This is a genomic window from Blastococcus sp. OS1-29, from assembly GCF_057628075.1.
Genome location: NZ_JBXXJK010000002.1, coordinates 713,850 through 735,296, shown reverse-complemented (window position 1 = coordinate 735,296; position 21,447 = coordinate 713,850). Strand labels below are relative to the sequence as shown.

Here is a 21,447-nt window from a genome sequence, read left to right as displayed (position 1 = left end):
AGTGGCAGGACCGCCGACCGCAGGGGGACCGTCCGGCGCAGTCGGGCAGCCCTCGCGGTCAGTGGGGCGACCGCCGGCCGCAGGGCGACCGTCCGACCGGTGACCGTCCGCAGTGGCAAGACCGTCGTCCCTCGGGTGACCGTCCTCAGCGCACTGCCGGAGGCCGGGGAGGCTGGCAGGACCGGAGTCCGTCCGGAGACCGCCAGGGGCGGCCATCCGATCGTCCGGCAGCGGCGCGCCAGGACCGCCGTCCGCCGTTGCCGCCGGGTCCGGAGATCCCCGAGTGGGTCGACAACCGGGATCTGGACCCTGCCGTGCGCGGGGTGCTGCGCGGGCTCGACCCGCGCAACGCCGAACGCGTCGCCGCGCATCTCGTGGCCGCCGGCAGCCTCCTCGACGAGGACCCCGACGCGGCGCTCGCGCATGCCCGCGCTGCTCGTGACCGCGCGTCCCGAGTCGCCGCGGTTCGAGAGGCCGTCGGCGTCGCCGCGTACCACGCGGGTGACTTCGCCGAGGCCGCCCGTGAGATCCGCGCCTACCGGCGCATGAGTGGCGACCGGGGATACCGCGCGGTCCTCGCCGATTGCGAGCGCGCCCTCGGGCGCGCCGACGTCGCGCTGCGCCTGGTGGCCGAGGCCCTGGCCGATTCCCCCGACACGGAGGAGTCGCTCGAGCTGCGCATCGTGGAGGCCGGCGCGCGCCGCGACCTCGGGGAGGACACCGCGGCGAGGCTCGTGCTCGAGACCGCCCTCGGTGGGCGACCCGACCCGTCCGCGCTCGACTCCGACGATCCGGCCCGCGTCCGCCTCGCCGCCGCCTACGCCGACCTCCTCACGGCCCAGGGAGAGGACGAACTGGCCTCCGCGTGGCTGACCGCCGTCGCCGCCGCTGATCCCGACAACCTCACCGGAGCGGTGGACGGCCCGGGCATCGAATTCATCGATCTGGAGGAGGAGTTCGAGAACGCGTCGGAGGCGCCAGACACGACGGGCGTGTCGGACGGCCCGCCGGCTCCGGAGGTCGTGGAGGAGTTGCCCGAGGACACGCACGGTCTCGGGAAGAGCTTTGACGAAGAGGTCGAGGCGGAGGTCGCGGAGCTGCTCGGCGAGAGTGAGCCCACGGACGGCGAGCACTGACCTACGACATCCGGCTGCTCCTCGTCCACAGCCGTCGGCGCCGTCCACAGATGCGCGTGAGCCCTGGGTCGATCGACGGCAGCACACCAGGCTGGCTGCATGAGCGTGGCTGTGATCGACCGAAACGACGTGGTGCTGCGGGGGCGCGTCTCCGCTGCGGCTGAGATCCGGACATTGCCGAGTGGGGACGACCTGTTGACGTTCCGGCTGATCGTGCGCCGGCCCGTGCCGAGGGCCCGCGGTCAGGCGATGGACGTGCTCTCCTGCATCACCTACGACCGGGCGCTGCAACGTCGCATTGCGCTGTGGCAGCCAGGTGACGTGGTGGAGGTCGAGGGCGCCCTGCAGCGTCGCTTCTGGCGGACGGGCTCGGGCACAGCCTCTGTGTGCGAGGTGAACTGCCGTCGCGGACGCAAGGTGCCGCGGTCGGCCGGAAGCGCTGCCGAGCGCAGCGCGTGACGCCTCGGTCGAAGTCAGTCGCCCAGCGGGCGGAGGACCAGGCCGGTCCGGGGCTTCGGCACGAACAGGGTGGACTTACGGGGCATCCGCGCCCCGGCGCGTGCCACAGCGGCCACGTCGACCGGCGAAGGCGCCCGGAGGAGCAGGGCGACGCCGGCCCGCTCGACCGCGGTCCGATAGGCCTCCTCGGCGGTGTGCGCGATCAGCACCGACTCCGGGTCGTCCCCGCGCCGCCAGAGGTGCGCCAACAGCCCGTGATGGGCGAGGACGACGTCCAGGCCACGCCACGCCGCCGGCGCCTCGTTCGGGACGGCGGCGAGCACGTCCGCGGACGGGTTCGTGAGCCGGTGGAGTCGCTGTCCGTCGGTGACCAGGAAACCCGACTCGCCGGGGGTCGCGAGCCAGCGCTGCACGGCGGCCAGGATCTCGGGCTCCGTACCTCCGCCCACGGGCATCTCGGCCACGTCGAACCCGGCAGCGGCACGGGACACGGCCGCGTCCTGGGACAGGTCGGGCACCACCCGGTGGATCGGTGCCACCCGCAGCCCCCCGGGGCCCATGGGCGTGACCAGCGCGAGCACGGCGTCGCTGCCCGGCGATCCGACGCGCGCGTTGGCCCGGACGGCGGCGAACCGGTGGTGGCCGTCGGCGATCACCGAGCCGGTGCGCCGAAAGGCCTCGCTCAGCCGCGCCAGCGTGTCCGGCGAGGTGAGCCGCCAGAGCCGGTGGACGACCCCGTCGGAGTCCTGGAGTTCCAGCGTCGGGTCGCCCCGCCGAGCCGCCCGGGTGAGTTCCGCGACCGTCTCCTCCGGATCGTGAGCCAGCACGATCGGCTCGAGGTCGGTGGCTGTTGCGGCGAGGAGTCGCCGCCGGTCCTCGACCGCGGGGGCGTAGGTGTCCTCGTGCGGCAGGACCGCCGCCGAACCCGCGGGTGGGAGGGAGACCGCCCCAAGCCAGCCCACGGTGGCCGGTGCGCCGCCGGGCGGCTGGAGCTCGTAGAGCCACAAGGCGGGATCGGCATCGCGCTCGAGGACACCCTCGTCGAGCCAACTGTTCAACAGGGCAGCGGCCTGGGTCGTTGGGTCCGCGCTCGGATCGGCGCCGGTCGCGCACCGCGGGAGGATGAGACGCACGATGTTGTGCGGATCGGCGTCGGCCAGGTGATCCCGCCCCGAAGGCGTCACCAGGTCGTAGGCTGGCGAACTCACCCGGGCGAGGTGCCCGGGGTCCCGCCGCCGATAGGTCAGCGCCCGGAAGGGACGGACCTCGAGGCCGGCCGCGGCAGGCGGCCGGGATTCCGACGACGTGGACATGACAGCGATCGTAGGAGCGCCCTGCTCGACGGCGGCGACGCGAGGGTCGCGCTGTGGTTCGAAGGAGGGGGGCGTGCGGATGACGGAGGCCCATTCTCCCGACGGCGACGTCTACGAGTGGTACCGGCGTGGCCTCACGCTGCTCGCCGACGGGCATCCTGCGGCGGCCGCGACGCTGCTCGCTCGAGCTGCGGAGGCGGAACCGGACTCCCGCAGCCTGCTCGAGGCGCTCGGGCGGGCCCAGTACGACGCGGGCCGCTACGACGAGGCCATGGCGACGTTCACCGCGCTGATCCTGCGGAACCCCACCGACGACTACGCCCACTTCGGGCTCGGCCTCGCCGCGAACAAGGCCCGCGCCCTTGCACTCGCCGCCGAGCACCTCGCCCTGGCCGTCGCCATGCGTCCCGATCTCGGGCACTACGCCCGGGCCCTCCGCGAGGTTCGGGCACGGCGCGCGAGGGAGTCGGCGTGACGGCGGCGCAGCCGCTCGCGGCCGGCAGCTCCGTGCCGCCGTGCGAGGCCTACGACGTCGCGTTGCTCGACCTCGACGGCGTGGTCTACGTCGGCCCGGACGCGGTGCCGGGGGTCCCTGACGCGCTGGCTGGAGCCCGCAGAGCCGGCATGCGCCTCGGCTTCGTCACCAACAACGCCGCCCGCACCCCGGCAGACGTGGCGGCCCACCTGACCGCGCTGCGCGTCCCGGCCGGCGCGGAGGACGTCATCACGAGTGCCCAGGCGGCTGCCACGGTCGTGGCGCAGCTGGTGCCCCGCGGTGCCCGGGTCCTCCCGGTGGGCGGTCCCGGAGTCGCTGCCGCACTCACCGCTGCCGGGCTGGAGGTCGTGGAGGGCGCGGACGACGATCCCGTCGCCGTCGTCCAGGGCTACGGCCGCGAGGTCGGCTGGACCGAACTCGCCGAGGCCGTCGTCGCCGTGCGGAACGGCGCCCGGCACGTGGCGACCAATCTCGACGCCACCATCCCGTCGCCTCGCGGTCCGCTTCCCGGCAACGGTGCGATGGTCGGCATCGTCTCGGCGATCACCGGTCAGGAGCCGCTCGTCACCGGCAAGCCGGACCCGGCGATGCACGCCGAATGCGTCCGGCGCACCGATGCCCGACGTCCGCTCGTGGTCGGTGACCGGCTGGACACCGACATCGAGGGAGCCCGGCGGGCCGGCGCTGCCAGCCTGCTGGTCCTCACCGGCGTGACCGATCCGGGCACGCTCCTCGCCGCCCGCCCCGACCACCGGCCCGACCTGCTGTCCACCGACGCCGGTGGCCTCCTGGTCGTCCACCCGCCGGTCGCCCTCGAGGGGCAGACCCATCGGTGCGGGAACTGGCGGGTCAGCCAGGCGGAGGCGGACGACGTCCTCGTCCTCGAGCAGGTGACCGACGGGGAGGACGGCGACGGCCTCGACGGTCTTCGGGCGCTCTGCGTCGCCCACTGGGCGCGCCATCCCGATGTCGGCGCTCCCGCCCGCGTGATCGCCTCCGGATCTCGGGCCGTCGCGGCCCTGCGGCGGTGGGCTCTGGCCGTCGACGACTTCACGAGCTGAGGTCAGAGGATCTTGCGCAGCCTCAGGATGTCCCGCAGCCCGGCCTCGAGCTTGACCTTCCCGCTCGCCCACGCCTTGCCGAAGTGCAGCCGCCCGTCGGTCATCGCGATCAGGTCGTCGCTGCTCATCGTGAGCCGGATGTCCGCCTTGGGCACTTCCGGCCCATGGGGCAGGACGTGGAGGTCGCGCACGGAGCCGGAGCTCAAGCGCCCCAGCACGACCTCGTCGAGGTCGGTCAGTCGGCAGGACAGGCTGCGGTCCAATCCGGCGGCCGCCGGATGGGAAGCGATGTCTCCGAGGATGCCCTTCAGTGCCTTCAGGCACTCGTCCATGGTCGCCACGCGGGCGGTCCTCCCACACTGCACTCGTCGATCCGGGCGCTGGGACGATATCGCCCCGGCCGCAGTGAGCCGTGCCCGTTCCCGGGCTGCCGGTAACCTCGCAGCATGACCGAGCCGAGCCCGTCGCGACCCGTGCCGGGTCCGCCGCGGCCCGTTCCGGGCCCTCCCTCGCCGCCTGCGGCCACGGCGCCGGAGAACCCGGCCACCCGGCCGGAGGACTCGGCCACCCCCGGGGACCGCTTCGCGGACCTAGGGGAGCAGCCGGTGGCCGACCACGTCGCGGTCTTCGAGGCCGAGCACGGCCGGCTGCAGCGCGAACTCGGCACGATCGACCAGCTCTGATGCCACGGCGCAGCCGACTCGACGCCGAGCTCGTGCGGCGCGGGCTGGCCCGTTCCCGCGAGCATGCGGTCACGCTGATCGCCGAAGGGCGGGTCGCCGTCGCCGGAACCGCCGCCACGAAGCCGGCGACCGGAGTCGAGGCCGGCACGCCGGTCGTCGTCCGCACCGATCCCGATACGCCCAGCTGGGTGTCCCGCGGCGCGCACAAGCTCCTCGGCGCGCTCGACGCCTTCGGTGTCGCCGTCGACGGACGACGCGCTCTGGACGCCGGCGCCTCCACCGGCGGCTTCACCGAGGTGCTGCTGACCCGGGGCGCCAGGGAGGTGGTGGCAGTCGACGTCGGCTACGGCGAGCTCGCCTGGAGCCTGCGCACCGACGACCGGGTGCACGTCCATGAGCGCACCAACGTGCGCAGCCTGACGCCCGAGGCGATCGAGGGCCCGGTCGACCTCGTGGTGGCCGACCTCTCGTTCATCTCCCTGCGCCTGGTGCTGCCCGCGCTCACCGCCTGCGCCCGACCAGACGCGGACCTGCTGCCCATGGTCAAGCCGCAGTTCGAGGTCGGCCGCGAGCGGCTGGGCAGCGGGGGAGTCGTCCGCGACCCCGAGCACCGGGTGCAGGCGGTTCTCGAGGTCGCGCGGGCCGCGGAGTCCCTCGGCTGGGGGACCGCCGGGGTGGTGGCGAGCCCGCTGCCAGGTCCGGCTGGCAACGTGGAGTTCTTCCTGTGGCTCCGGCGCGACGCCGGCCCAGCGCAGGAGCACCAGGTCCGTCGAGCAGTGGAGGAGGGACCCCAGTGACCGATGGCTCACTGACCGATGGCTCGAGCGCCGCCGAGGACACGCCCCGGCGCGTCCTCCTGACGGTGCACACCGGGCGACGGGACATCGTGGAACTGGCCCGCACGTCGGCCGTCCGGCTGATCGCGGGCGGCATCGTGGTGCGGCTACTGGAGGACGAGGCCGAGGCGCTGGAGCTCGCCGAGGCCGAGGTCGTCCCAGCCGACGCCGACGCAGCGAAGGACGCCGAGATCGTCATGGTCTTCGGGGGCGACGGCACGTTCCTGCGCGCCGCGGAGCTGGGCCGCTACACCGATGCCGCTCTCATGGGCGTCAACCTCGGCCGGGTGGGCTTTCTGGCAGAGACGGAGCCGGAGGCGGTGGAGGAGACGCTGACCGCCATCGAGCAGTGCCGGTACTCCGTCGAGGAGCGCCTGGCCCTGCACGTCGACGTCCGGGACGCCGTGGGCGAGATCGTCGGTGACACCTGGGCGCTCAACGAGGTGTCGGTCGAGAAGGCCGAACGCTCCCGCGTCCTCGACGTCGTGCTGGCGATCGACGGCCGCCCGCTGACCAGCTTCGGCTGCGACGGCGTCTTGTGCGCCACCCCGACGGGCTCCACGGCGTACGCGTTCTCCGCCGGCGGACCGGTGGTGTGGCCGGACGTCGAGGCGCTGCTGCTGGTCCCCAGCAACGCCCATGCGCTCTTCGCCCGCCCGCTGGTCACGTCGCCCAACTCGGTCCTCACCGTCGCGGTGCCTGCCGACGGCAACCGCGCTCGTGTCTCGGCCGACGGACGGCGCATCGTCGAGATCCCCGACGGCGGCCGTGTCGACGTCCGGCGCGCCGACATGCCGGTCCGGATCGCCCGGGTGCACGCCTCGACGTTCGGCGATCGGCTGGTCGCCAAGTTCGGGCTGCCGGTCCGCGGTTTCCGGGACGCGCGGCACGCCGGCCCCGGCCACGAGCTGTTCACCAGCAGGAACGTCCTGAGCCGGGACATCATCAGCGGCGACGGCAACGTCGTGGACGGGGGGGAGGCCCCAGGTGTCAGCGCCGACGACGACGCCTGACCACACGAGCGCCGCGAGTTCCGACGGTGACCTCGGCCGGCTGACCGAGCTGCGCATCCGCGGCCTCGGCTCGATCGACGACGTCACGCTCGAGCTCGGCAGCGGCCTCACCGTGGTCACCGGCGAGACCGGCGCCGGCAAGACGATGGTCGTGACCGGACTGACCCTGCTCTTCGGTGGCCGCGCCGATCCGGGGCGGGTCCGCGCGTCGGGGCGCGCCGGTGTGGAGGGCCGCCTGGTGCTGCCCGCCGACTCGCCGGTCTGGGAACGCGCCGCCGACGCGGGCGCGGATCCCGACGACGACGGCAGCCTGATCCTCGCCCGCACGGTCAGCGCGGAAGGCCGTTCGCGGGCGTTCCTCGGCGGGCGCACCGTCCCGGTGGGGGTGGTGTCCGAGCTCGCCGAGGGTCTGCTCGCGGTGCACGGCCAGTCCGATCAGCTGCGGCTGTCCCGCCCGGCCGAGCAGCGCCGCGCCCTCGACCGGTACGCCGGGCCGGCCCACCTGGAGCTGCTCGACCGCTACCGCGCCGCCCACCAGCGCTGGCGCGAGCTCACCGCCGACCTCGAGCGCCGGCGCAGCCAGGCGCGCGAGCTCGCCCAGGCCGCCGATGTGCTGCGGCACGGGCTGGAGGAGATCGAGGCGGTCGCACCCGAGCCCGGTGAGGACGACGCCCTCGACACGCAGGCCAAGCGACTCGGCGACGCCGACGCGCTGCGCGCCGCGGCCGACGAGGCGCGGGCGGCCCTGGTCGGTGACGTCACCGGCGACCTCGGCGGGGACGACCTGCCGCAGGACGCGACCGCCGGGTTGTCGATCGCGCAGCGGGCGCTGGCCGCCTCCGACGACCCCACCCTGGTCCTCCTCGCCCAGGACGTCGCCGATGCCGTCGCCGTCGTCTCCGACGTCGCAGCACAGCTGGCCGGCTACGTGGCCGACCTCGACGCCGATCCCGGGCGCCTCGCCGAGGTGCTCGACCGACGCGCCGCCATCACCGCCCTCGTCCGCAAGTACGCCGGGCCGGGGGAGGGGCTGGCAGGGGTCCTCGCCTGGGCCGAGGACGCCGCGCACAAGCTGTCCGCGCTGGACGTGTCCGACGAGGCGCTGGACGCGCTGGCCGCCGCGCGCGACACGGCGCGCGCGCAGGTCGACGACCTCGGTGCCGAGGTGTCGGCGGGCAGGCGCGCGGCCGCCGACGGTTTCGCGGCGGAGGTCGGCGTCGAGCTGGCCGGGCTGGCGATGAAGAGCGCGGCCGTGTCCTTCTCCATCGAGAGCCATCCCGACGAGCCGGGTCCCGAGGGCGTCGACGAGGTCGTGCTGCTGCTGGCGGCCCATCCGGGGGCGCCGGCCCGCCCCGTGCACAAGGGCGCGTCGGGCGGCGAGCTCTCCCGGGTGATGCTCGCGATCGAGGTCGTGTTCGCGGGCGCCGACCCGGTGCCGGTCATGGTCTTCGACGAGGTCGACGCCGGTGTCGGCGGCCAGGCGGCGGGGGAGATCGGCCGGCGACTGGCCCGGCTGGCCACGGACCACCAGGTCGTCGTCGTCACCCACCTGGCCCAGGTCGCGGCGTTCGCCGACACGCACATCGTCGTCGACAAGTCGCCGGACACCGGCGCGGGCGTGACCGCCACCGACATCCGTGCCGTCGACGGCGAGGACCGGGTGCGGGAACTGGCCCGCATGCTGTCGGGGCTGGCCGACAGCGACACCGGCCAGGCGCACGCCAGGGAGCTGCTGGCGGTCGCCGCGGGCGCCCGCGAGGTGCCGTAGGACACGGCTGGGTGACGGCGGGCGTGACCGGAGCCGTCGCGGGGTAGCGGACGTTCGTGGGTTGTTTCTCGTCCGCCGACGAATCGGCGCACTACGGTTTCTCGGTCTGCATGCTGCTCGAGCAGTACCGCACGGAGCTGGGCTGGGACGCCCACGGTGTCGTCGAGCTCGGGACGGGCGACGCCACGGCGATCAGCCAGGTGGCCAGTGCCCTGCCGGGCCTGCGGGTGCGCAGCTACGACATCAGCGCACCCTCGGTGGAGACCGCACGCGCGAACATCGCCGCCGCCGGGGTCGGCGACCGGTACACCGTCGAACTGGGCGACTTCTTCGACCAGGCCGACTCCGCGGGCGGCCCGCCCGTGTCCACGGTCATCTCCAATCCGCCCTACATCCCCGCACCCGACCGCGACATCCTGATGCCCGAGCTCTGGGGCGGCGTCCGCGGCAACGACCTGGTGCTCCGCCTGCTCAAGGCGGGCTACGACAACGTCATCGCAGCCGTGGCCAGCTACTCCGACCCGGGCGAGACCGTGCGCACGGCGGGCGACGTGGGCTACCGCGTGGCCAACTTCCTGGCGATGGGGCTGGACTTCGGCCCCTACAGCAGTGAGCCCAAGGTCGCCCGGCACATCCGGCAGCTGTGCGCCGAGGGACGTGGATGGGCCGATGACGACGGCTACATGGTCGCGGTGGCCCTGTTCACCCGGGACCCCGACGTCCCGGGCGACCGCGCCGGCCAGCTGCTGCGCGCGCTGCAGGTCGCCTGAGCCGCGCTCAGCGGCGCTTGGCGTACCCCGCGAGGCCGAACTGCAGGAGCGAGAGCCCGCGGCGGCCCTGGCGCAGCAGCTCGGCGGTCAGCTCGGCGCCGTCGACACCCTCGATCACCTGGTCGCGCGCCAGCTCGAGCAGCGACGCGTAGAGGCCCAGGACGGCGTGCGCGGCCAGCCACGGCTCCACCCGGCCGTGCCGGGCACCGGTCTCCTCCACGATCAGCTCGGCGAGCGCGTCGGTCAGCTCGCCGAGGATCTCGCGCTCCCGTACCTGCAGCACGCGGCTGCCGCGGATCACCCGCGCCATGCGGGCCACGCCGTCGGCCGCCTCGGGTGCACCCAGCATGCTCACTGCCGACACGACGAAGCTGCCGGCCGCGGCCGAGACCGATTCCCCGGCGGGACGACGACGGACGGCGTCCAGCAGCGCCGCCCGCATCGGCGGGTCGGCATCGAAGACCAGTCCCTCCTTGACCGGGAAATGGTTGAACACCGTCTTCTCCACCACGCCGGCCCGCTTGGCGATCTCCATCACACTGACCGCGTCGAAACCGCGCTCGGCGAACAGCTCCGCCGCCGCGTCGACGATCCGCGCCCGGGTCTCCTGACGGCGCAGCTCGCGCCGCCCGGGCCCGCGCTCGGCCCGGTCCTTGCGCCGGGCCCGCGCCGGCGGTTCGGCCTCCGGCCGGATCGGCGGTACGGCACGGATCACCGCTGCTGACGTGGGCGATTCGGTGGGCGCGCCGGCTGGAACCGCGGTGTCCTCCTCGCCGGACGTCGGCCCAGGTCGGTCGGTGGTGCGGGGCAGGGCGTGGGCCACTCCAGTCACGCCTGCCACGCTAGTCACGAGCAGATAACGGTCCCGCGAGAGAGCCGGAGGCCGCGGCCCTGGCGTGTCGTGGCGCCCGAAGTGTCGGACACGGTGCGTAACTGTGGGGTCGCGTTTGCGCGTCGGGGGACTCGCCCCCCGACAGGCGTGAAACCATGCCGGACATGCGCATCGGCACCCTTCGGCGCGGCCGGCCACAGGAGGCAGGGCCCGGTGTGGCCGGCACTGCCCGCCTGGACCGCCGAACGAAGAACCTCACCAAGCGACTGCGCCCCGGCGACATCGCCGTCATCGACCACGTCGACATCGACCGGGTCAGCGCCGATGCGCTGGTCGGCTGCAAGGTCGCCGCGGTCGTCAACGCCGCGCCCAGCATCTCCGGCCGCTACCCGAACCTCGGTCCCGAGATCCTCCTGGCCGCGGGGATCCCGCTGCTGGACGACGTCGGCCGCGAGGTGTTCTCCCGCCTGAAGGAGGGGACCCTGGTCCGGCTGGACGGCACGCAGCTGCTCGACGAGGAGGGCGCCGTCCTCGCCGAGGGCGTCGCGCAGGACGACACGAGCGTGGCCGAGGCGATGGCGGAGGCCAAGGCCGGACTCTCGGTGCAGCTGGAGGCCTTCGCGGCCAACACCATGGAGTACATGAAGCGCGAGCGCGCGCTCCTGCTCGACGGCGTCGGCGTGCCCGACGTGGCCACGTCGATCGACGGCCGGCACGTCCTGGTCGTCGTCCGTGGGTACGACTACAAGGAGGACCTCGCCGCCCTCCGCCCCTACATCCGTGACTACCGACCTGTCCTGATCGGGGTGGACGGAGGAGCGGACGCGCTGGTCGAGGCCGGGTACTCGCCCGACATGATCGTCGGCGACATGGACTCGGTGAGCGACGACGTCCTGCGCTCCGGCGCCGAGGTGGTCGTGCACGCCTACGCCGACGGCCGGGCCCCGGGCCTCGCCCGCGTCCAGGACCTCGGCGTGGAGGCGATCACGTTCCCTGCGTCGGCCACCAGCGAGGACATCGCCATGCTGCTGGCCGACGAGAAGGGCGCCCGGCTGATCGTCGCCGTGGGAACCCACGCCACGCTCGTGGAGTTCCTGGACAAGGGCCGTGGCGGCATGGCCTCGACCTTCCTGACCCGCCTCCGGCTGGGCGGCAAGCTCGTCGACGCGAAGGGTGTGAGCCGGCTCTACCGCAGCCGGATCTCCACGACCGCGCTCGTCGTGCTCGTCCTCGCCGCGTTCATCGCCATCGGTTCGGCCATCGCCGTGTCCGCAGCCGGGCAGGTCTACCTCGACCTGCTCCTCGATCAGTGGAACGGCTTCGTGTTCTGGTTGGAGAACCTCTTCTCGTGATCGATTTCCGCTATCACCTGGTCTCGCTGATCGCCGTCTTCCTGGCGGTGGCGCTCGGGATAATCATCGGCACGACGGCGCTGAACGAGCCGATCCTCGCCGACATCAAGAACCAGGTCAGTGCCCTGGAGAAGGACAAGCGCTCGCTCGAGGACCGCACGCAGCAGCTGCAGTCGCAGGTCAACAGCACCGACACCTTCGCCGACGCCGTGGCCCCCGCCCTCGTCGACCGCGCCCTCACCGGCCGCAGCGTCCTGCTGGTCGTGACCAACAAGGACGTCCCCTCCGACAGCGTCGACCAGCTCACCTCGCTCATCCGTGATGCCGGGGGCACCGTGAGCGGCACCCTCACCCTGCGGCCGGAGTACAGCGCCCCGTCGACCGCGACGAGCCTGAAGAACTACGTCACCGGGTCGGGCCTTCCGGCCGGTGTCTCGCTGCCCCCGGTCGACGACGCCGGCAAGCTGGTGGGGTCGCTCCTGGCGAAGGTCCTGATGATCCCGCCGTCGGGCACCGCCCCCGACCGTGCCGCGCTCTCGTCGGTGCTCGCCGGGCTGTCGGCGCTGAACGTCCTGAGCGCCGAGGGTGACTCCGTCGCGCCCGCCGACTACGCCATCGTCCTGACCTCGGGCGCGTTCTCCGGGTCCGACGCCGCCGACCGCAACGCCACCCTCGCCGAGCTGGTCAGCGCCCTGGACTCCGCCGGCACCGGCGCGATCGTGGCCGGGGACGCCGGCTCGGCCGCCGACAGCGGGCTGGTCGGGGTCATCCGCGCCGACCCCACGCTGTCGGCGGCGATCTCCACCGTCGACAACGCGGCCACGGCGGCCGGGCGGATCAGCGCGGTGCTCGCCCTCGTCAGCGAAGGAAAGGGCACCTCCGGCAAGTACGGCACTGGACCCGACACCCAGCCGGTCCCGCCGGTGCCCGCCTCGACACCGTGAGCGCCGCCCGCAACGCCGGCCTCGCGCTCACCGGGGCGGCCGCGCTCCGCGCCGCGCTGGCCGGTGCCGCCGCGCTGACCGCACGCCCGGCGGGCGCGCCCTGGCGGCGGATGAACTACGCCAAGCGCCCGGTCACCCTGCTCGGTGGGCCGGCGCTCGCCGCCTCCGCGACGGTCTCCGCCGTCCTCGGCGCCCCACGGGGCACCCGGACGGCGGCAGCCGTCGTCGGTGCCGTCTCCGGCCTGGTCGGCGGATACGACGACCTGGCCGGCGCCCGCCCCGAGCAGGCGCGGGACAAGGGGCTGGCCGGACACCTGGCCGCCCTCAAGGCCGGGCGCGTGTCGGCCGGCGCGGTCAAGGTGGCCGGCATCGGGGCGGCCGCCGCCGTCGCCGCCGTCCTCACCCGCGGGGACCGCCGGTCCGTCGTCGACGCCGTGCTCACCACCGGACTCGTCGCCGGCACGGCCAATCTGCTCAACCTGCTCGACCTGCGCCCGGGGCGGGCCGGCAAGGCCGGTGCCCTGATGGCCGCGACCACGCTGGCCGGGCCCGCCGGTGGACTCGTCGCGGGTCCGCTCGGCGCCACCCTGGCCGCGCTGCCCGCGGACCTCGGTGAGCGGATCATGCTCGGCGACTGCGGGGCCAACTCCCTCGGCGCCCTGCTCGGCCTGCGGCTGGCTTCGATCCCGGGCCGCGCACCGCGCACGGCCCTGCTCACGGGTGTCGTGGCCCTGACGCTGGCCAGCGAGAAGGTCAGCTTCACGAAGGTCATCGAGGCCACACCGGGGCTGCGCGAACTGGACCGGCTCGGCCGTCGGCCCTCGTGAACCGGCGCACGGTCGCCCAGGGCGTCGCCGGGGCCGCGGCGCTGATCGCCGTCCTGACCCTGCTCGCCCGGGTGGCCGGCTTCGGCCGCACGCTGGTGTTCACCAACACCGTCGGCGCGGCCACGACCGGTGACACCTACCAGGCCGCCAACACCGTTCCCAACATCGTCTTCGAGGTGGTCGCCGGGGGAGCGCTGGCCGGCCTCGTGGTGCCGATGCTCGCCGGCGGCATCGCCGCCGGGGACCGGGAGCAGGTCCGGCGGACGGCGTCGGCCCTGCTCGGTTGGGCGTTGCTGGTCCTCACGCCCCTGGCCGTGATCATCGCGCTGGCCGCCGGCCCGATCGCCGGGCTGCTGCTGGCCGGGCGCAGCGACGCCGAGATCGCGCTGGCCGCCCGCTTCCTCGTCGTCTTCGCGCCGCAGGTCGTCCTCTACGGCATCGGCATCGTGCTCGCCGGCGTCCTGCAGGCCCACCGCCGGTTCGCCGGCCCGGCCCTGGCGCCGCTGTTGTCCAGCGTCGTCGTCGCCGGCGCCTACGTCGTGTTCGCGGTCATCGGCGGCGGCCGGCAGGTCGCCGACCTGTCGCGCCCCGCCGAGCTGGTCCTCGGCGTCGGGACGACGCTCGGCGTGGTGGCGCTGAGCCTGAGCCTGCTGGTGCCGCTGCGCGGCCTCCGGCTCGGCCTCCGGCCGTCCCTCCGCTTCCCGGTCGGCGCCGCCCCCCGCGTGCGCCGGCTCGCGCTGGCGGGCGTCCTCACGCTGGCCGGTCAGCAACTGGTGGCCGCCGCGGCGCTCCGGCTGGCCGCCGACGGGCCGGTCGGCACGCAGGTGGTCTACGGCGCCGGGCTGACGCTGTTCCTCGTCCCGTGGGCGGCCCTCGCCGTGCCGCTGGCCACCTCGGCGTACCCGGGGCTCACCGAGCGGGCCGAAGCCGGCGACGAGGCGGGGTACCGCCGGTCGCTGGCTCCGGTCGCCGTCCTCACCGTGGCCGCGGCGGCCGTCGCGGCCGGCCTGCTGGTGGCCGTGTCCGGCCCGATGGCGCGGGTCTTCCTGGCCAGCGCCTCCAGCGCCAAGGTGGACGCCCTCCGGGACACGATCATCGGCTTCGCGCCCGGCCTGGTCGGCTACGCGCTGGTGGCACTGCTGACCCGGGCCCTGTACGCCCGCGGGCTGTGGAAGGCGCCGACGGTCTGCGTCGTCGGCGGCTGGCTGGTGGCGGTCATCGCCGACGTGGTGCTCTCCCGGGTGCTGCCCGCGGCCGACCGGGGCCTCGCCCTCGGCGCCGGGCACAGCACCGGCGTGACGGTCGCCGGCATCGGGCTGCTCGTCGTCGTCGCGCGCTCCGCCGGCCCGGAGGCGCTGCACGGCGTCGGCCGCGCGGGTGTGCCGGCCCTGGCCGGTGGCGCCCTCGGCGCCGGGGCCGGGCTGCTGGTGGCGCGTCTGCTCGGGGCCGATCCCGTGCCGGACGCCGGACCGCTCGCCGCCGTCGGCGTCGGAGTGGCGGCCGCCGCGGTCGTGCTCGTCGTCGCCGCGACCGTCATGATGGGCACGGCGCGGGCCGCCCTCACCGGGGCCGTGCGGGCGCTCCGCAGGCCGGACGAGCAGCGCGCCGGGGCGACGGGAGGTGCACGGTGAGCGAGGCGTCGCCCCTGCGCGCCCGCCGGATCGTCGAGGTGCTCGCCACCAGCGCGGGCGGCGTGGGCGCCCACGTGCGCACGATCGTCCCGGTCATCGCCGCTGCCGGCGCCCGCGTCGGCGTCTGCGGCGCCCCGGCCACCGAGCAGCTGTTCGGCTTCACAGCGGTCGGCGCGGAGTTCCGGCCGGTCGGCATCTCCGCGGGCCTGGACCCGGTCGCCGACAGCCGGGCCGTGGTCCAGCTGCGCCGCGCGACCGCCGGCGCCGACCTCGTGCACGCCCACGGGCTGCGCGCCGGCCTGGTCGCCGCGGCCGCCCGGCGCCTGGCGGGGGAACGGCAGCGCCCCCTGGTGCTGACGCTGCACAACGCACTGCAGGACAGCACGGGGGCACGCCGGAGGCTGTTGCGCGCGGTCGAGGGCCTGACGATCCGCGCCGCTGACCTGGTGCTCGCAGTCTCCAGCGACCTCGCCGACAACGCCCGGCGGCTCGGCGCACGTGACGTGCGCGTGGTCCCGGCGCTGGCGCCGCCGCTGCCTCCGGCCACCCGGTCGCGCGCCGAGGTGCGCGCGGAGCTCGGCATGGACGACGGCCGGCCGCTGGTCGTCGCCGTCGGGCGGCTGCATCCGCAGAAGGGCTACGGCGTCCTGCTCGACGCCGTGGCGGGGTGGGAGCGCGCGGGGCGGCTGGATCCCGCGCCGCTGGTCGCCATCGCCGGCGACGGGCCGCTCGAGCAGGAGCTCGCCGACCGGATCCGGACCGAGCGGCTGCCGGTCGTCCTGCTCGGCCGCCGGTCCGACGTGTCCGACCTGCTCGGCGCCGCGGACCTCTGCGTGCTGCCCTCCCGGTGGGAGGGCAGCCCCTTCACCGCGCAGGAGGCCCTCCGCGCGGGCACCCCGCTGGTGTCCACCCGGGCCGGGGGGATCCCCGAGCTGGTCGGGGCCGGCGCCGAACTCGTTCCCGTGGGCGATGCCGCCGCGCTGACCGATGCGGTCGTCCGCGTGCTCGGCGACCCGGTGCGCGCCGCGGAGCTGGCCGCCGCCGGGCGCGCCCAGGCTGCCGGCTGGCCGGACGAGCAGGCGGCGGGACGACAGATCGTCGCCGTCTACCGCGAGCTGCTCGGTCCGCCGTCATGAGCGCCTGGGGCCGCGCGACGGCCGTCGTCCTCGTCCTGCTGTCGGTGCTGCTGGGTCTTCCGTCGACGGCGCTGGCCGCCCCGGACCCCGCGACCGCCGACCGGGTGCTGGTTATCGGCGTCCCCGGCCTGACGTGGGGGCAGATCGACCCGAAGGGCACGCCCGAACTGTGGTCCCTGGCGCAGTCCTCGGCGATCGGGGCGGTGTCGGTGCGCGCGGTGCGGCCCACCACCTGCGTGCTCGACGGATGGGCCACCCTCGGCGCCGGCAACCGGGTCAAGGTCCCGGGGCCGGACACGACGACGGAACCGGCTCCACCGCCGCTCACCTTCTGCGGGTCGCAGCAACGGATGGCGAGCAGCGTGCCGTCCGATCCCGCGGCGGCGGTGCGCCGGGCCGCGGCCGCCCCGGGCACCGTCCGCTATGGCTCCGAACCCGGCTCGCTCGGGGCGGCCGTCGGCTGCGCGACGGTCGTCGGCAAGGCCGCCGGGCTGGCCGCCGCGGCACCACACGTGAAGCTGACCCGGCGCGCCTCCCTGCCCACCGATCCGGCCGCGCTCAGCTCGCTGCTGTCCGGCTGCAAGCTCTCGCTGATCTCGCTCGACCAGCTGATCTCCGCCGGCCGGCCCGGCTCGCACAGCACCGTCACCGGCGTGGACCCGGCGCAGCGGAGCGCGGCACTCAAGGGCATCGACGACGCCGTCCGGAAGCTGCGGGTGGCCGCCGGCCGGCTGCCCGGCAGCACACTGTTGCTGCTGCAGGGCATCTCCGAGGTCAACGACGGGCGAGCGGCGCTGCACGTGGGGATCGCGTCCGGCCCGGGATTCACCGGCGCGCACTGGCTGATGTCGGCGAACACCGGCCGGGCGCCCTACGTCGAGCTCATCGACGTCGCGCCCACCGCGTTGCAGGCCCTCGGGATCAACACGCCGGCGTCCATGAACGGGCAGCCGTGGCAGGCCGCCGGGCAGCGTCCCGGTCTCAGCGACGCCGTGGCCCAGCTCGACGAAGCGAACACCGCCGCCACCGTTCACTACCGGCATACCCGCGCGTTCTTCTGGTGGCTGGTGATCGTGGTGGCCGTTCTGGTCGGGCTCGGCATCGTCACCTTGGGTGGCTGGCCGCGGGTACGCGCGCCCTGGGCCGGCCACGCCCGCGGCCGGCAGGCAGTGAGGACTGCGGCGCTGCTGCTGGCCGCCCTCCCGGTGTCCACCTATCTGGTCAACCTCGTCCCCTGGCAGCGCAGCGGCCAGCCCGGGCTCACGCTGGTCGCGGTTCTGGCGGTCACCGACCTGGTCGTTGCAGCCCTCGCCGGGTGGGGACCGTGGCGCCGGAATCCACTCGGGCCGGCCGTGGCGGTGCTGGCCATGACCTGGGCCACGCTGCTGGGCGACGTCCTCACCGGGTCGCACCTGGAGCTCAACGGCCTGCTCGGCTACGACGCGATCGTGGCGGGACGGTTCGTCGGCTTCGGCAACCTCACCTTCGGGCTGCATGCGGTCTGCGCGTTGCTGATCACCGCTGCGATCGCGACCGCCGTCGGCCGGCGGACGCCGGGCCGCGCGCGACTGCTCACCGGAGGGCTGGCCCTGCTGATGGGTCTGGTCACCGTCGGCATCGTCGGATGGCCGAGTCTCGGGCGTGACTTCGGCGGTGTGCTCGCCTTGCTGCCCGGGTTCGTGTTGCTCGCGATGCTGCTGGCGGGCGTGCGGGTCACGGTCGTGCGGATGGCTGCCGTCCTCGGCGCCGCGGTGCTCGCCGTCGGCACCGTCGCGTTCCTGGACTGGCAGCGGCCGGCGGGGCAGCGCAGCCACCTCGGCCGTTTCGTCGAGCAGATCCTCACCGGCGAGGCGTGGACCGTGGTGAGCCGCAAGGGGCAGGCCAATCTGAGCATTCTGCTCGGCAGCCCGCTGTCCTGGATGCTCCTCGTCGCGGCGGTGGCGGCCGTGTGGCTGTTACGGGCCGACGGCCCGCTGCGGGGCCGGGACGGGATCGGCCCCGGCGGGCTCGAGGTTCGCGACACCGCGGTGCTGAAGGCATCCCTGATCGCCGTCCTGGTCAGTGAGGCGCTCGGCTCGCTGGTCAACGACTCGGGCGTCGCCATCGCCGCCACCGGGGCGGCGCTGCTCGTGCCGCTGCTGGTCTGGCTGGCGGCCGGCGCCGGGCGCGGGGCGGCCAGTTCGGGGGAGGAGTCGGGTGGCACTCCCCACTCCGGGCCGGTCGAGGGCCCGGAGCGTGTTACGGTCGTATCCCGTGGATCGACCGTCTCAGGCACGTGACCTCGGGCTCCTTCACAACTCCCAGCCGACGAAGTACGTGTTCGTCACCGGCGGGGTTGTGTCCTCTCTCGGCAAGGGACTGACAGCGAGTTCGCTGGGCGCCCTGCTGTCCAGCCGTGGTCTCCGGGTCACGATGCAGAAGCTCGACCCCTACCTCAACGTCGACCCCGGGACGATGAACCCGTTCCAGCACGGCGAGGTCTTCGTCACCGAGGACGGCGCCGAGACCGACCTCGACGTCGGCCACTACGAGCGCTTCCTGGACATCGACCTCTCCGGCCGGGCGAACGTGACGACCGGGCAGGTGTACTCCGAGGTGATCGCCAAGGAGCGGCGCGGCGAGTACCTGGGCGACACCGTGCAGGTCATCCCGCACATCACCAACGAGATCAAGTCGCGGATCATGGCCGGCGGGCAGGGCCCCGAGCGGGTGGACGTCGTCATCACCGAGATCGGCGGCACGGTCGGTGACATCGAGTCGCTGCCGTTCCTCGAGGCCGCCCGCCAGGTGCGGCACGAGATCGGCCGGGACAACTGCTTCTTCCTGCACATCTCGCTGGTCCCGTACATCGCGCCGTCCGGTGAGCTGAAGACCAAGCCGACGCAGCACTCCGTCGCCGCGCTGCGCAGCATCGGCATCCAGCCCGACGCGCTGGTGTGCCGCTCCGACCGCGAGATCGGGGCCAACCTCAAGCGCAAGATCAGCCTGATGTGCGACGTCGACGCCGAGGGCGTCATCTCCTGCCCCGACGCGCCGTCGATCTACGACATCCCGAAGGTGCTGCACCGCGAGGGCCTGGACGCCTACGTCGTCCGCCGGCTCGGCCTGCCGTTCCGCGACGTCGACTGGACCGTCTGGGGCGACCTGCTCGACCGGGTGCACGCGCCGAAGGAGACGGTCACCGTCGCGCTGGTCGGCAAGTACATCGACCTGCCCGACGCCTACCTGTCGGTCACCGAGGCCCTGCGGGCGGGCGGGTTCGCCCACCGCACCCGCGTGCAGATCCGCTGGGTGCCGTCGGACGACTGCGAGACGCCCGAGGGTGCCGAGAAGGCGCTGGCCGGTGTCGACGGCGTCTGCATCCCCGGCGGGTTCGGGGTGCGCGGCATCGAGGGCAAGCTCGGCGCGCTGCGCTACACCCGCACCAACGGCATCCCGACCCTGGGGCTGTGCCTGGGCATGCAGTGCATGGTCATCGAGTACGCGCGGGACGTGGCCGGTCTGGAGAAGGCCAACTCGGCCGAGTTCGACCCCGAGACGCCCGACGCCGTCATCGCGACCATGGCCGGCCAGCTGGACGTCGTCGCCGGCGACCGCGACATGGGCGGCACCATGCGGCTGGGCAGCTACCCGGCGACCCTGCAGAAGGGGTCGGTCGCCGCGAACGCCTACGGGTCGACGGAGGTGACCGAGCGGCACCGGCATCGCTACGAGGTGGCCAACGCCTACCGCGATCGGCTCACCGACGCCGGGCTGGTCTTCTCCGGGACGTCGCCCGACGGATTGCTGGTCGAGTTCGCCGAGCTGCCGGCCGAGGTGCACCCGTTCTACGTGGGCACGCAGGCGCACCCGGAGCTGAAGAGCCGGCCCACCCGGCCGCACCCGCTGTTCTCGGCGTTCGTGCAGGCCGCGATCGACTACCAGGAGGCGGCCCGGTTGCCGATGGGTTCCGGCGAGGGCGAGAAGGTCGGCATCTGATGCCGCACGACTTCCAGGTGCTGAAGAGCGAGCCGGTCTACGACGGCCGGGTGATCTCGCTGCGCCGGGACACCGTGGCGATGCCGGGCGGGGGCGACAGCGTCCGGGAGGTCGTGCACCACCCGGGTGCGGTGGCCGTGGTGGCCCTCGACGAGCAGGACCACGTCGTCCTGCTCCGCCAGTACCGCCATCCCGTGGGGCAGCATCTGTGGGAACTGCCGGCCGGGCTTCGCGACGAGGACGGCGAGCCGCCGCTGGAGACGGCGAAGCGGGAGCTGGCCGAGGAGGTCCAGCTGGCCGCGGAGCGGTGGTCCCTGCTGCTCACCGTCAACAACTCGCCGGGCTTCAGCGACGAACTGGTGCAGGTCTTCCTGGCCGAGGACCTGCGCCCGGTCGACCGTCCCGAGGGGTTCGTCGTCGAGCACGAGGAGGCCGACATGACGATCCAGCGGGTGCCCCTCGCCGACGCCGTCCAGCGCGTCTTCGACGGCGACATCCGCAACTCCTCGGCGGTAGCCGGCATCCTGGCCGCCGCTCAGGCGCGTACGAGCTCGCCGAAGCTGCGGCCCGCCGACTCCGTCTAGTCACCCCGCGGCAGCCGCAGGCCGAGCCGGGCGAGCTCCACGCCGGCCAGCGCCCGGACCGCCACGGGGTCGCCGGTGTGCCAGGCGGCGCCGGTACCCGACGGGAGGGCGGCCAGCCGGGGGAGCGGGGCGGTGGCGAGGGCGCGGGCAGCCAGGATCTCCAGGTCAGGGGTGCCGGTCAGCAGCCGTCGCGCCGCGCCCGCCTCCCGCGCGTAGCGCAGCCGCCACGGCAGCCAACGGAACAGCAGCCACCCCACCGGCAGGACCACCAGGACGACGGCCAGCACCGCGGCCAGGGTGCCGACCGCGTCCTGCGCGGACTGTCCCGCCCCGGACACCGAGCCGCCCGCGTCGGACAGTGCGCCCAGCGGCTTGGCCAGCTCGTCGCCCACCAGCGGGACCCGCTGGGCCGCATCGGCCGCGGAGTTCATGTTGCCGGCGACGGACCGGCCGAGGTCCTCCACGGCGCGGCCCGGCTCGGCGAGCACCAGGACGGCGGCGTGCACGGTGCGGGCCATCAGCACCCAGACGACGAGCCACGCGAGCATGCCGAGGTCGGCCAGGATCTGCTGCAGTCGCAGAGCGGGCTGCTGGGCGTAGGGGTGCATCGGTGCATCCTCCGTCGGGC

The 21,447-nt window shown here is 74.4% G+C and carries 21 protein-coding genes; 17 read left to right on the top strand and 4 right to left on the bottom strand.

Annotated elements, in window-relative coordinates; genetic code table 11:
* The first annotated feature begins 257 nt into the window (after window positions 1–257).
* On the top strand, window positions 258–1,136 hold the full coding sequence (locus AC2H4J_RS08135; protein WP_487464349.1) for a tetratricopeptide repeat protein: 879 nt from the start codon (window positions 258–260) through the stop codon (window positions 1,134–1,136).
* Window positions 1,137–1,235: 99 nt separating this feature from the next.
* Window positions 1,236–1,595, top strand: a complete 360-nt coding sequence (locus AC2H4J_RS08130) for a single-stranded DNA-binding protein (protein WP_487464348.1) — start codon at window positions 1,236–1,238, stop codon at window positions 1,593–1,595.
* 14 nt (window positions 1,596–1,609) lie between these two features.
* On the opposite strand, the gene AC2H4J_RS08125 is transcribed toward AC2H4J_RS08130, so the two are convergent.
* Window positions 1,610–2,908: a DUF1015 domain-containing protein gene (locus AC2H4J_RS08125; protein WP_487464347.1), complete on the bottom strand. Its 1,299-nt coding sequence runs from the start codon at window positions 2,906–2,908 to the stop codon at window positions 1,610–1,612.
* A gap of 79 nt (window positions 2,909–2,987) precedes the next feature.
* Here AC2H4J_RS08125 and AC2H4J_RS08120 point away from each other — a divergent pair, with 79 nt between their 5' ends.
* Together AC2H4J_RS08120 and AC2H4J_RS08115 are read left to right on the top strand one after the other, a co-directional pair.
* Window positions 2,988–3,383, top strand: a complete 396-nt coding sequence (locus AC2H4J_RS08120) for a tetratricopeptide repeat protein (protein WP_487464361.1) — start codon at window positions 2,988–2,990, stop codon at window positions 3,381–3,383.
* Window positions 3,380–4,465, top strand: coding sequence for an HAD-IIA family hydrolase (locus AC2H4J_RS08115; RefSeq protein WP_487464346.1), 1,086 nt, complete (start codon window positions 3,380–3,382; stop codon window positions 4,463–4,465). The genes AC2H4J_RS08120 and AC2H4J_RS08115 overlap by 4 nt, the downstream gene beginning before the upstream one ends.
* Window positions 4,466–4,467: 2 nt before the next feature.
* On the opposite strand, the gene AC2H4J_RS08110 is transcribed toward AC2H4J_RS08115, so the two are convergent.
* The gene (locus tag AC2H4J_RS08110; RefSeq protein ID WP_487464360.1) at window positions 4,468–4,797 is read right to left on the bottom strand and encodes an alkyl sulfatase C-terminal domain-containing protein; all 330 of its coding nucleotides are present in this window, start codon (window positions 4,795–4,797) and stop codon (window positions 4,468–4,470) included.
* 114 nt (window positions 4,798–4,911) lie between these two features.
* Between AC2H4J_RS08110 and AC2H4J_RS08105 the strand changes: the two genes are divergently transcribed.
* The 5 genes from AC2H4J_RS08105 to AC2H4J_RS08085 all read left to right on the top strand — a co-directional run bounded on the left by AC2H4J_RS08105 (window position 4,912) and on the right by AC2H4J_RS08085 (window position 9,535).
* The gene (locus tag AC2H4J_RS08105; RefSeq protein ID WP_487464345.1) at window positions 4,912–5,148 is read left to right on the top strand and encodes a hypothetical protein; all 237 of its coding nucleotides are present in this window, start codon (window positions 4,912–4,914) and stop codon (window positions 5,146–5,148) included.
* Window positions 5,148–5,945: a TlyA family RNA methyltransferase gene (locus AC2H4J_RS08100; RefSeq protein ID WP_487464344.1), complete on the top strand. Its 798-nt coding sequence runs from the start codon at window positions 5,148–5,150 to the stop codon at window positions 5,943–5,945. Before AC2H4J_RS08105 ends, AC2H4J_RS08100 begins: the two co-directional genes overlap by 1 nt.
* A complete protein-coding gene (locus tag AC2H4J_RS08095; protein ID WP_487464343.1) occupies window positions 5,942–6,997 on the top strand; it encodes an NAD kinase in 1,056 nt (351 codons plus the stop codon). The genes AC2H4J_RS08100 and AC2H4J_RS08095 overlap by 4 nt, the downstream gene beginning before the upstream one ends.
* The gene (gene recN, locus AC2H4J_RS08090; protein WP_487464342.1) at window positions 6,972–8,765 is read left to right on the top strand and encodes a DNA repair protein RecN; all 1,794 of its coding nucleotides are present in this window, start codon (window positions 6,972–6,974) and stop codon (window positions 8,763–8,765) included. The genes AC2H4J_RS08095 and recN overlap by 26 nt, the downstream gene beginning before the upstream one ends.
* Before the next feature lie 110 nt (window positions 8,766–8,875).
* Window positions 8,876–9,535: a class I SAM-dependent methyltransferase gene (locus AC2H4J_RS08085; protein ID WP_487464341.1), complete on the top strand. Its 660-nt coding sequence runs from the start codon at window positions 8,876–8,878 to the stop codon at window positions 9,533–9,535.
* Between the two features lie 7 nt (window positions 9,536–9,542).
* Here the strand turns inward: AC2H4J_RS08085 and AC2H4J_RS08080 are convergent, their stop codons facing one another.
* A complete protein-coding gene (locus tag AC2H4J_RS08080) occupies window positions 9,543–10,367 on the bottom strand; it encodes a TetR/AcrR family transcriptional regulator (RefSeq protein ID WP_487464340.1) in 825 nt (274 codons plus the stop codon).
* Between the two features lie 215 nt (window positions 10,368–10,582).
* On the opposite strand from AC2H4J_RS08080, the gene steA reads away from it, so the two are divergent.
* From steA to AC2H4J_RS08040, 8 genes are read left to right on the top strand one after another with little or no spacing between them, the layout of a single operon-like run.
* Complete coding sequence (gene steA, locus AC2H4J_RS08075; protein ID WP_487464339.1) at window positions 10,583–11,719, top strand: putative cytokinetic ring protein SteA; 1,137 nt, start codon at window positions 10,583–10,585, stop codon at window positions 11,717–11,719.
* Window positions 11,716–12,663 (top strand): copper transporter, encoded by a 948-nt coding sequence (locus tag AC2H4J_RS08070; protein WP_487464338.1) that lies wholly within the window; start codon window positions 11,716–11,718, stop codon window positions 12,661–12,663. Before steA ends, AC2H4J_RS08070 begins: the two co-directional genes overlap by 4 nt.
* Window positions 12,660–13,490 (top strand): hypothetical protein, encoded by an 831-nt coding sequence (locus AC2H4J_RS08065; protein ID WP_487464337.1) that lies wholly within the window; start codon window positions 12,660–12,662, stop codon window positions 13,488–13,490. The genes AC2H4J_RS08070 and AC2H4J_RS08065 overlap by 4 nt, the downstream gene beginning before the upstream one ends.
* Complete coding sequence (murJ, locus tag AC2H4J_RS08060; protein ID WP_487464336.1) at window positions 13,487–15,121, top strand: murein biosynthesis integral membrane protein MurJ; 1,635 nt, start codon at window positions 13,487–13,489, stop codon at window positions 15,119–15,121. The genes AC2H4J_RS08065 and murJ overlap by 4 nt, the downstream gene beginning before the upstream one ends.
* Window positions 15,118–16,257 carry a glycosyltransferase family 4 protein gene (locus tag AC2H4J_RS08055; RefSeq protein WP_487464335.1) on the top strand — a complete coding sequence of 380 codons (1,140 nt, stop codon included), beginning with the start codon at window positions 15,118–15,120 and terminating at the stop codon, window positions 16,255–16,257. The genes murJ and AC2H4J_RS08055 overlap by 4 nt, the downstream gene beginning before the upstream one ends.
* Window positions 16,254–18,536, top strand: coding sequence for a hypothetical protein (locus AC2H4J_RS08050; RefSeq protein ID WP_487464334.1), 2,283 nt, complete (start codon window positions 16,254–16,256; stop codon window positions 18,534–18,536). Before AC2H4J_RS08055 ends, AC2H4J_RS08050 begins: the two co-directional genes overlap by 4 nt.
* A complete protein-coding gene (gene pyrG / locus AC2H4J_RS08045; RefSeq protein WP_487464333.1) occupies window positions 18,511–20,235 on the top strand; it encodes a CTP synthase in 1,725 nt (574 codons plus the stop codon). Before AC2H4J_RS08050 ends, pyrG begins: the two co-directional genes overlap by 26 nt.
* The gene (locus AC2H4J_RS08040; protein WP_487464332.1) at window positions 20,235–20,819 is read left to right on the top strand and encodes an NUDIX domain-containing protein; all 585 of its coding nucleotides are present in this window, start codon (window positions 20,235–20,237) and stop codon (window positions 20,817–20,819) included. Before pyrG ends, AC2H4J_RS08040 begins: the two co-directional genes overlap by 1 nt.
* Here the strand turns inward: AC2H4J_RS08040 and AC2H4J_RS08035 are convergent.
* A complete protein-coding gene (locus AC2H4J_RS08035; RefSeq protein WP_487464331.1) occupies window positions 20,816–21,427 on the bottom strand; it encodes a hypothetical protein in 612 nt (203 codons plus the stop codon). The two genes, AC2H4J_RS08040 and AC2H4J_RS08035, sit on opposite strands and share 4 nt — an antisense overlap.
* Window positions 21,428–21,447 lie beyond the last annotated feature (20 nt).

Bases quoted from the DNA above. Each gene is read 5' to 3' on its own strand.
- AC2H4J_RS08130 (WP_487464348.1), top strand. From the start codon at position 1,236: ATGAGCGTGGCTGTGATCGACCGAAACGACGTGGTGCTGCGGGGGCGC.
- AC2H4J_RS08125 (WP_487464347.1), bottom strand. From the start codon at position 2,908: ATGTCCACGTCGTCGGAATCCCGGCCGCCTGCCGCGGCCGGCCTCGAG.
- AC2H4J_RS08120 (WP_487464361.1), top strand. From the start codon at position 2,988: ATGACGGAGGCCCATTCTCCCGACGGCGACGTCTACGAGTGGTACCGG.
- AC2H4J_RS08110 (WP_487464360.1), bottom strand. From the start codon at position 4,797: ATGGACGAGTGCCTGAAGGCACTGAAGGGCATCCTCGGAGACATCGCT.
- AC2H4J_RS08105 (WP_487464345.1), top strand. From the start codon at position 4,912: ATGACCGAGCCGAGCCCGTCGCGACCCGTGCCGGGTCCGCCGCGGCCC.
- AC2H4J_RS08100 (WP_487464344.1), top strand. From the start codon at position 5,148: ATGCCACGGCGCAGCCGACTCGACGCCGAGCTCGTGCGGCGCGGGCTG.
- AC2H4J_RS08085 (WP_487464341.1), top strand. From the start codon at position 8,876: ATGCTGCTCGAGCAGTACCGCACGGAGCTGGGCTGGGACGCCCACGGT.
- AC2H4J_RS08050 (WP_487464334.1), top strand. From the start codon at position 16,254: ATGAGCGCCTGGGGCCGCGCGACGGCCGTCGTCCTCGTCCTGCTGTCG.
- AC2H4J_RS08040 (WP_487464332.1), top strand. From the start codon at position 20,235: ATGCCGCACGACTTCCAGGTGCTGAAGAGCGAGCCGGTCTACGACGGC.
- AC2H4J_RS08035 (WP_487464331.1), bottom strand. From the start codon at position 21,427: ATGCACCCCTACGCCCAGCAGCCCGCTCTGCGACTGCAGCAGATCCTG.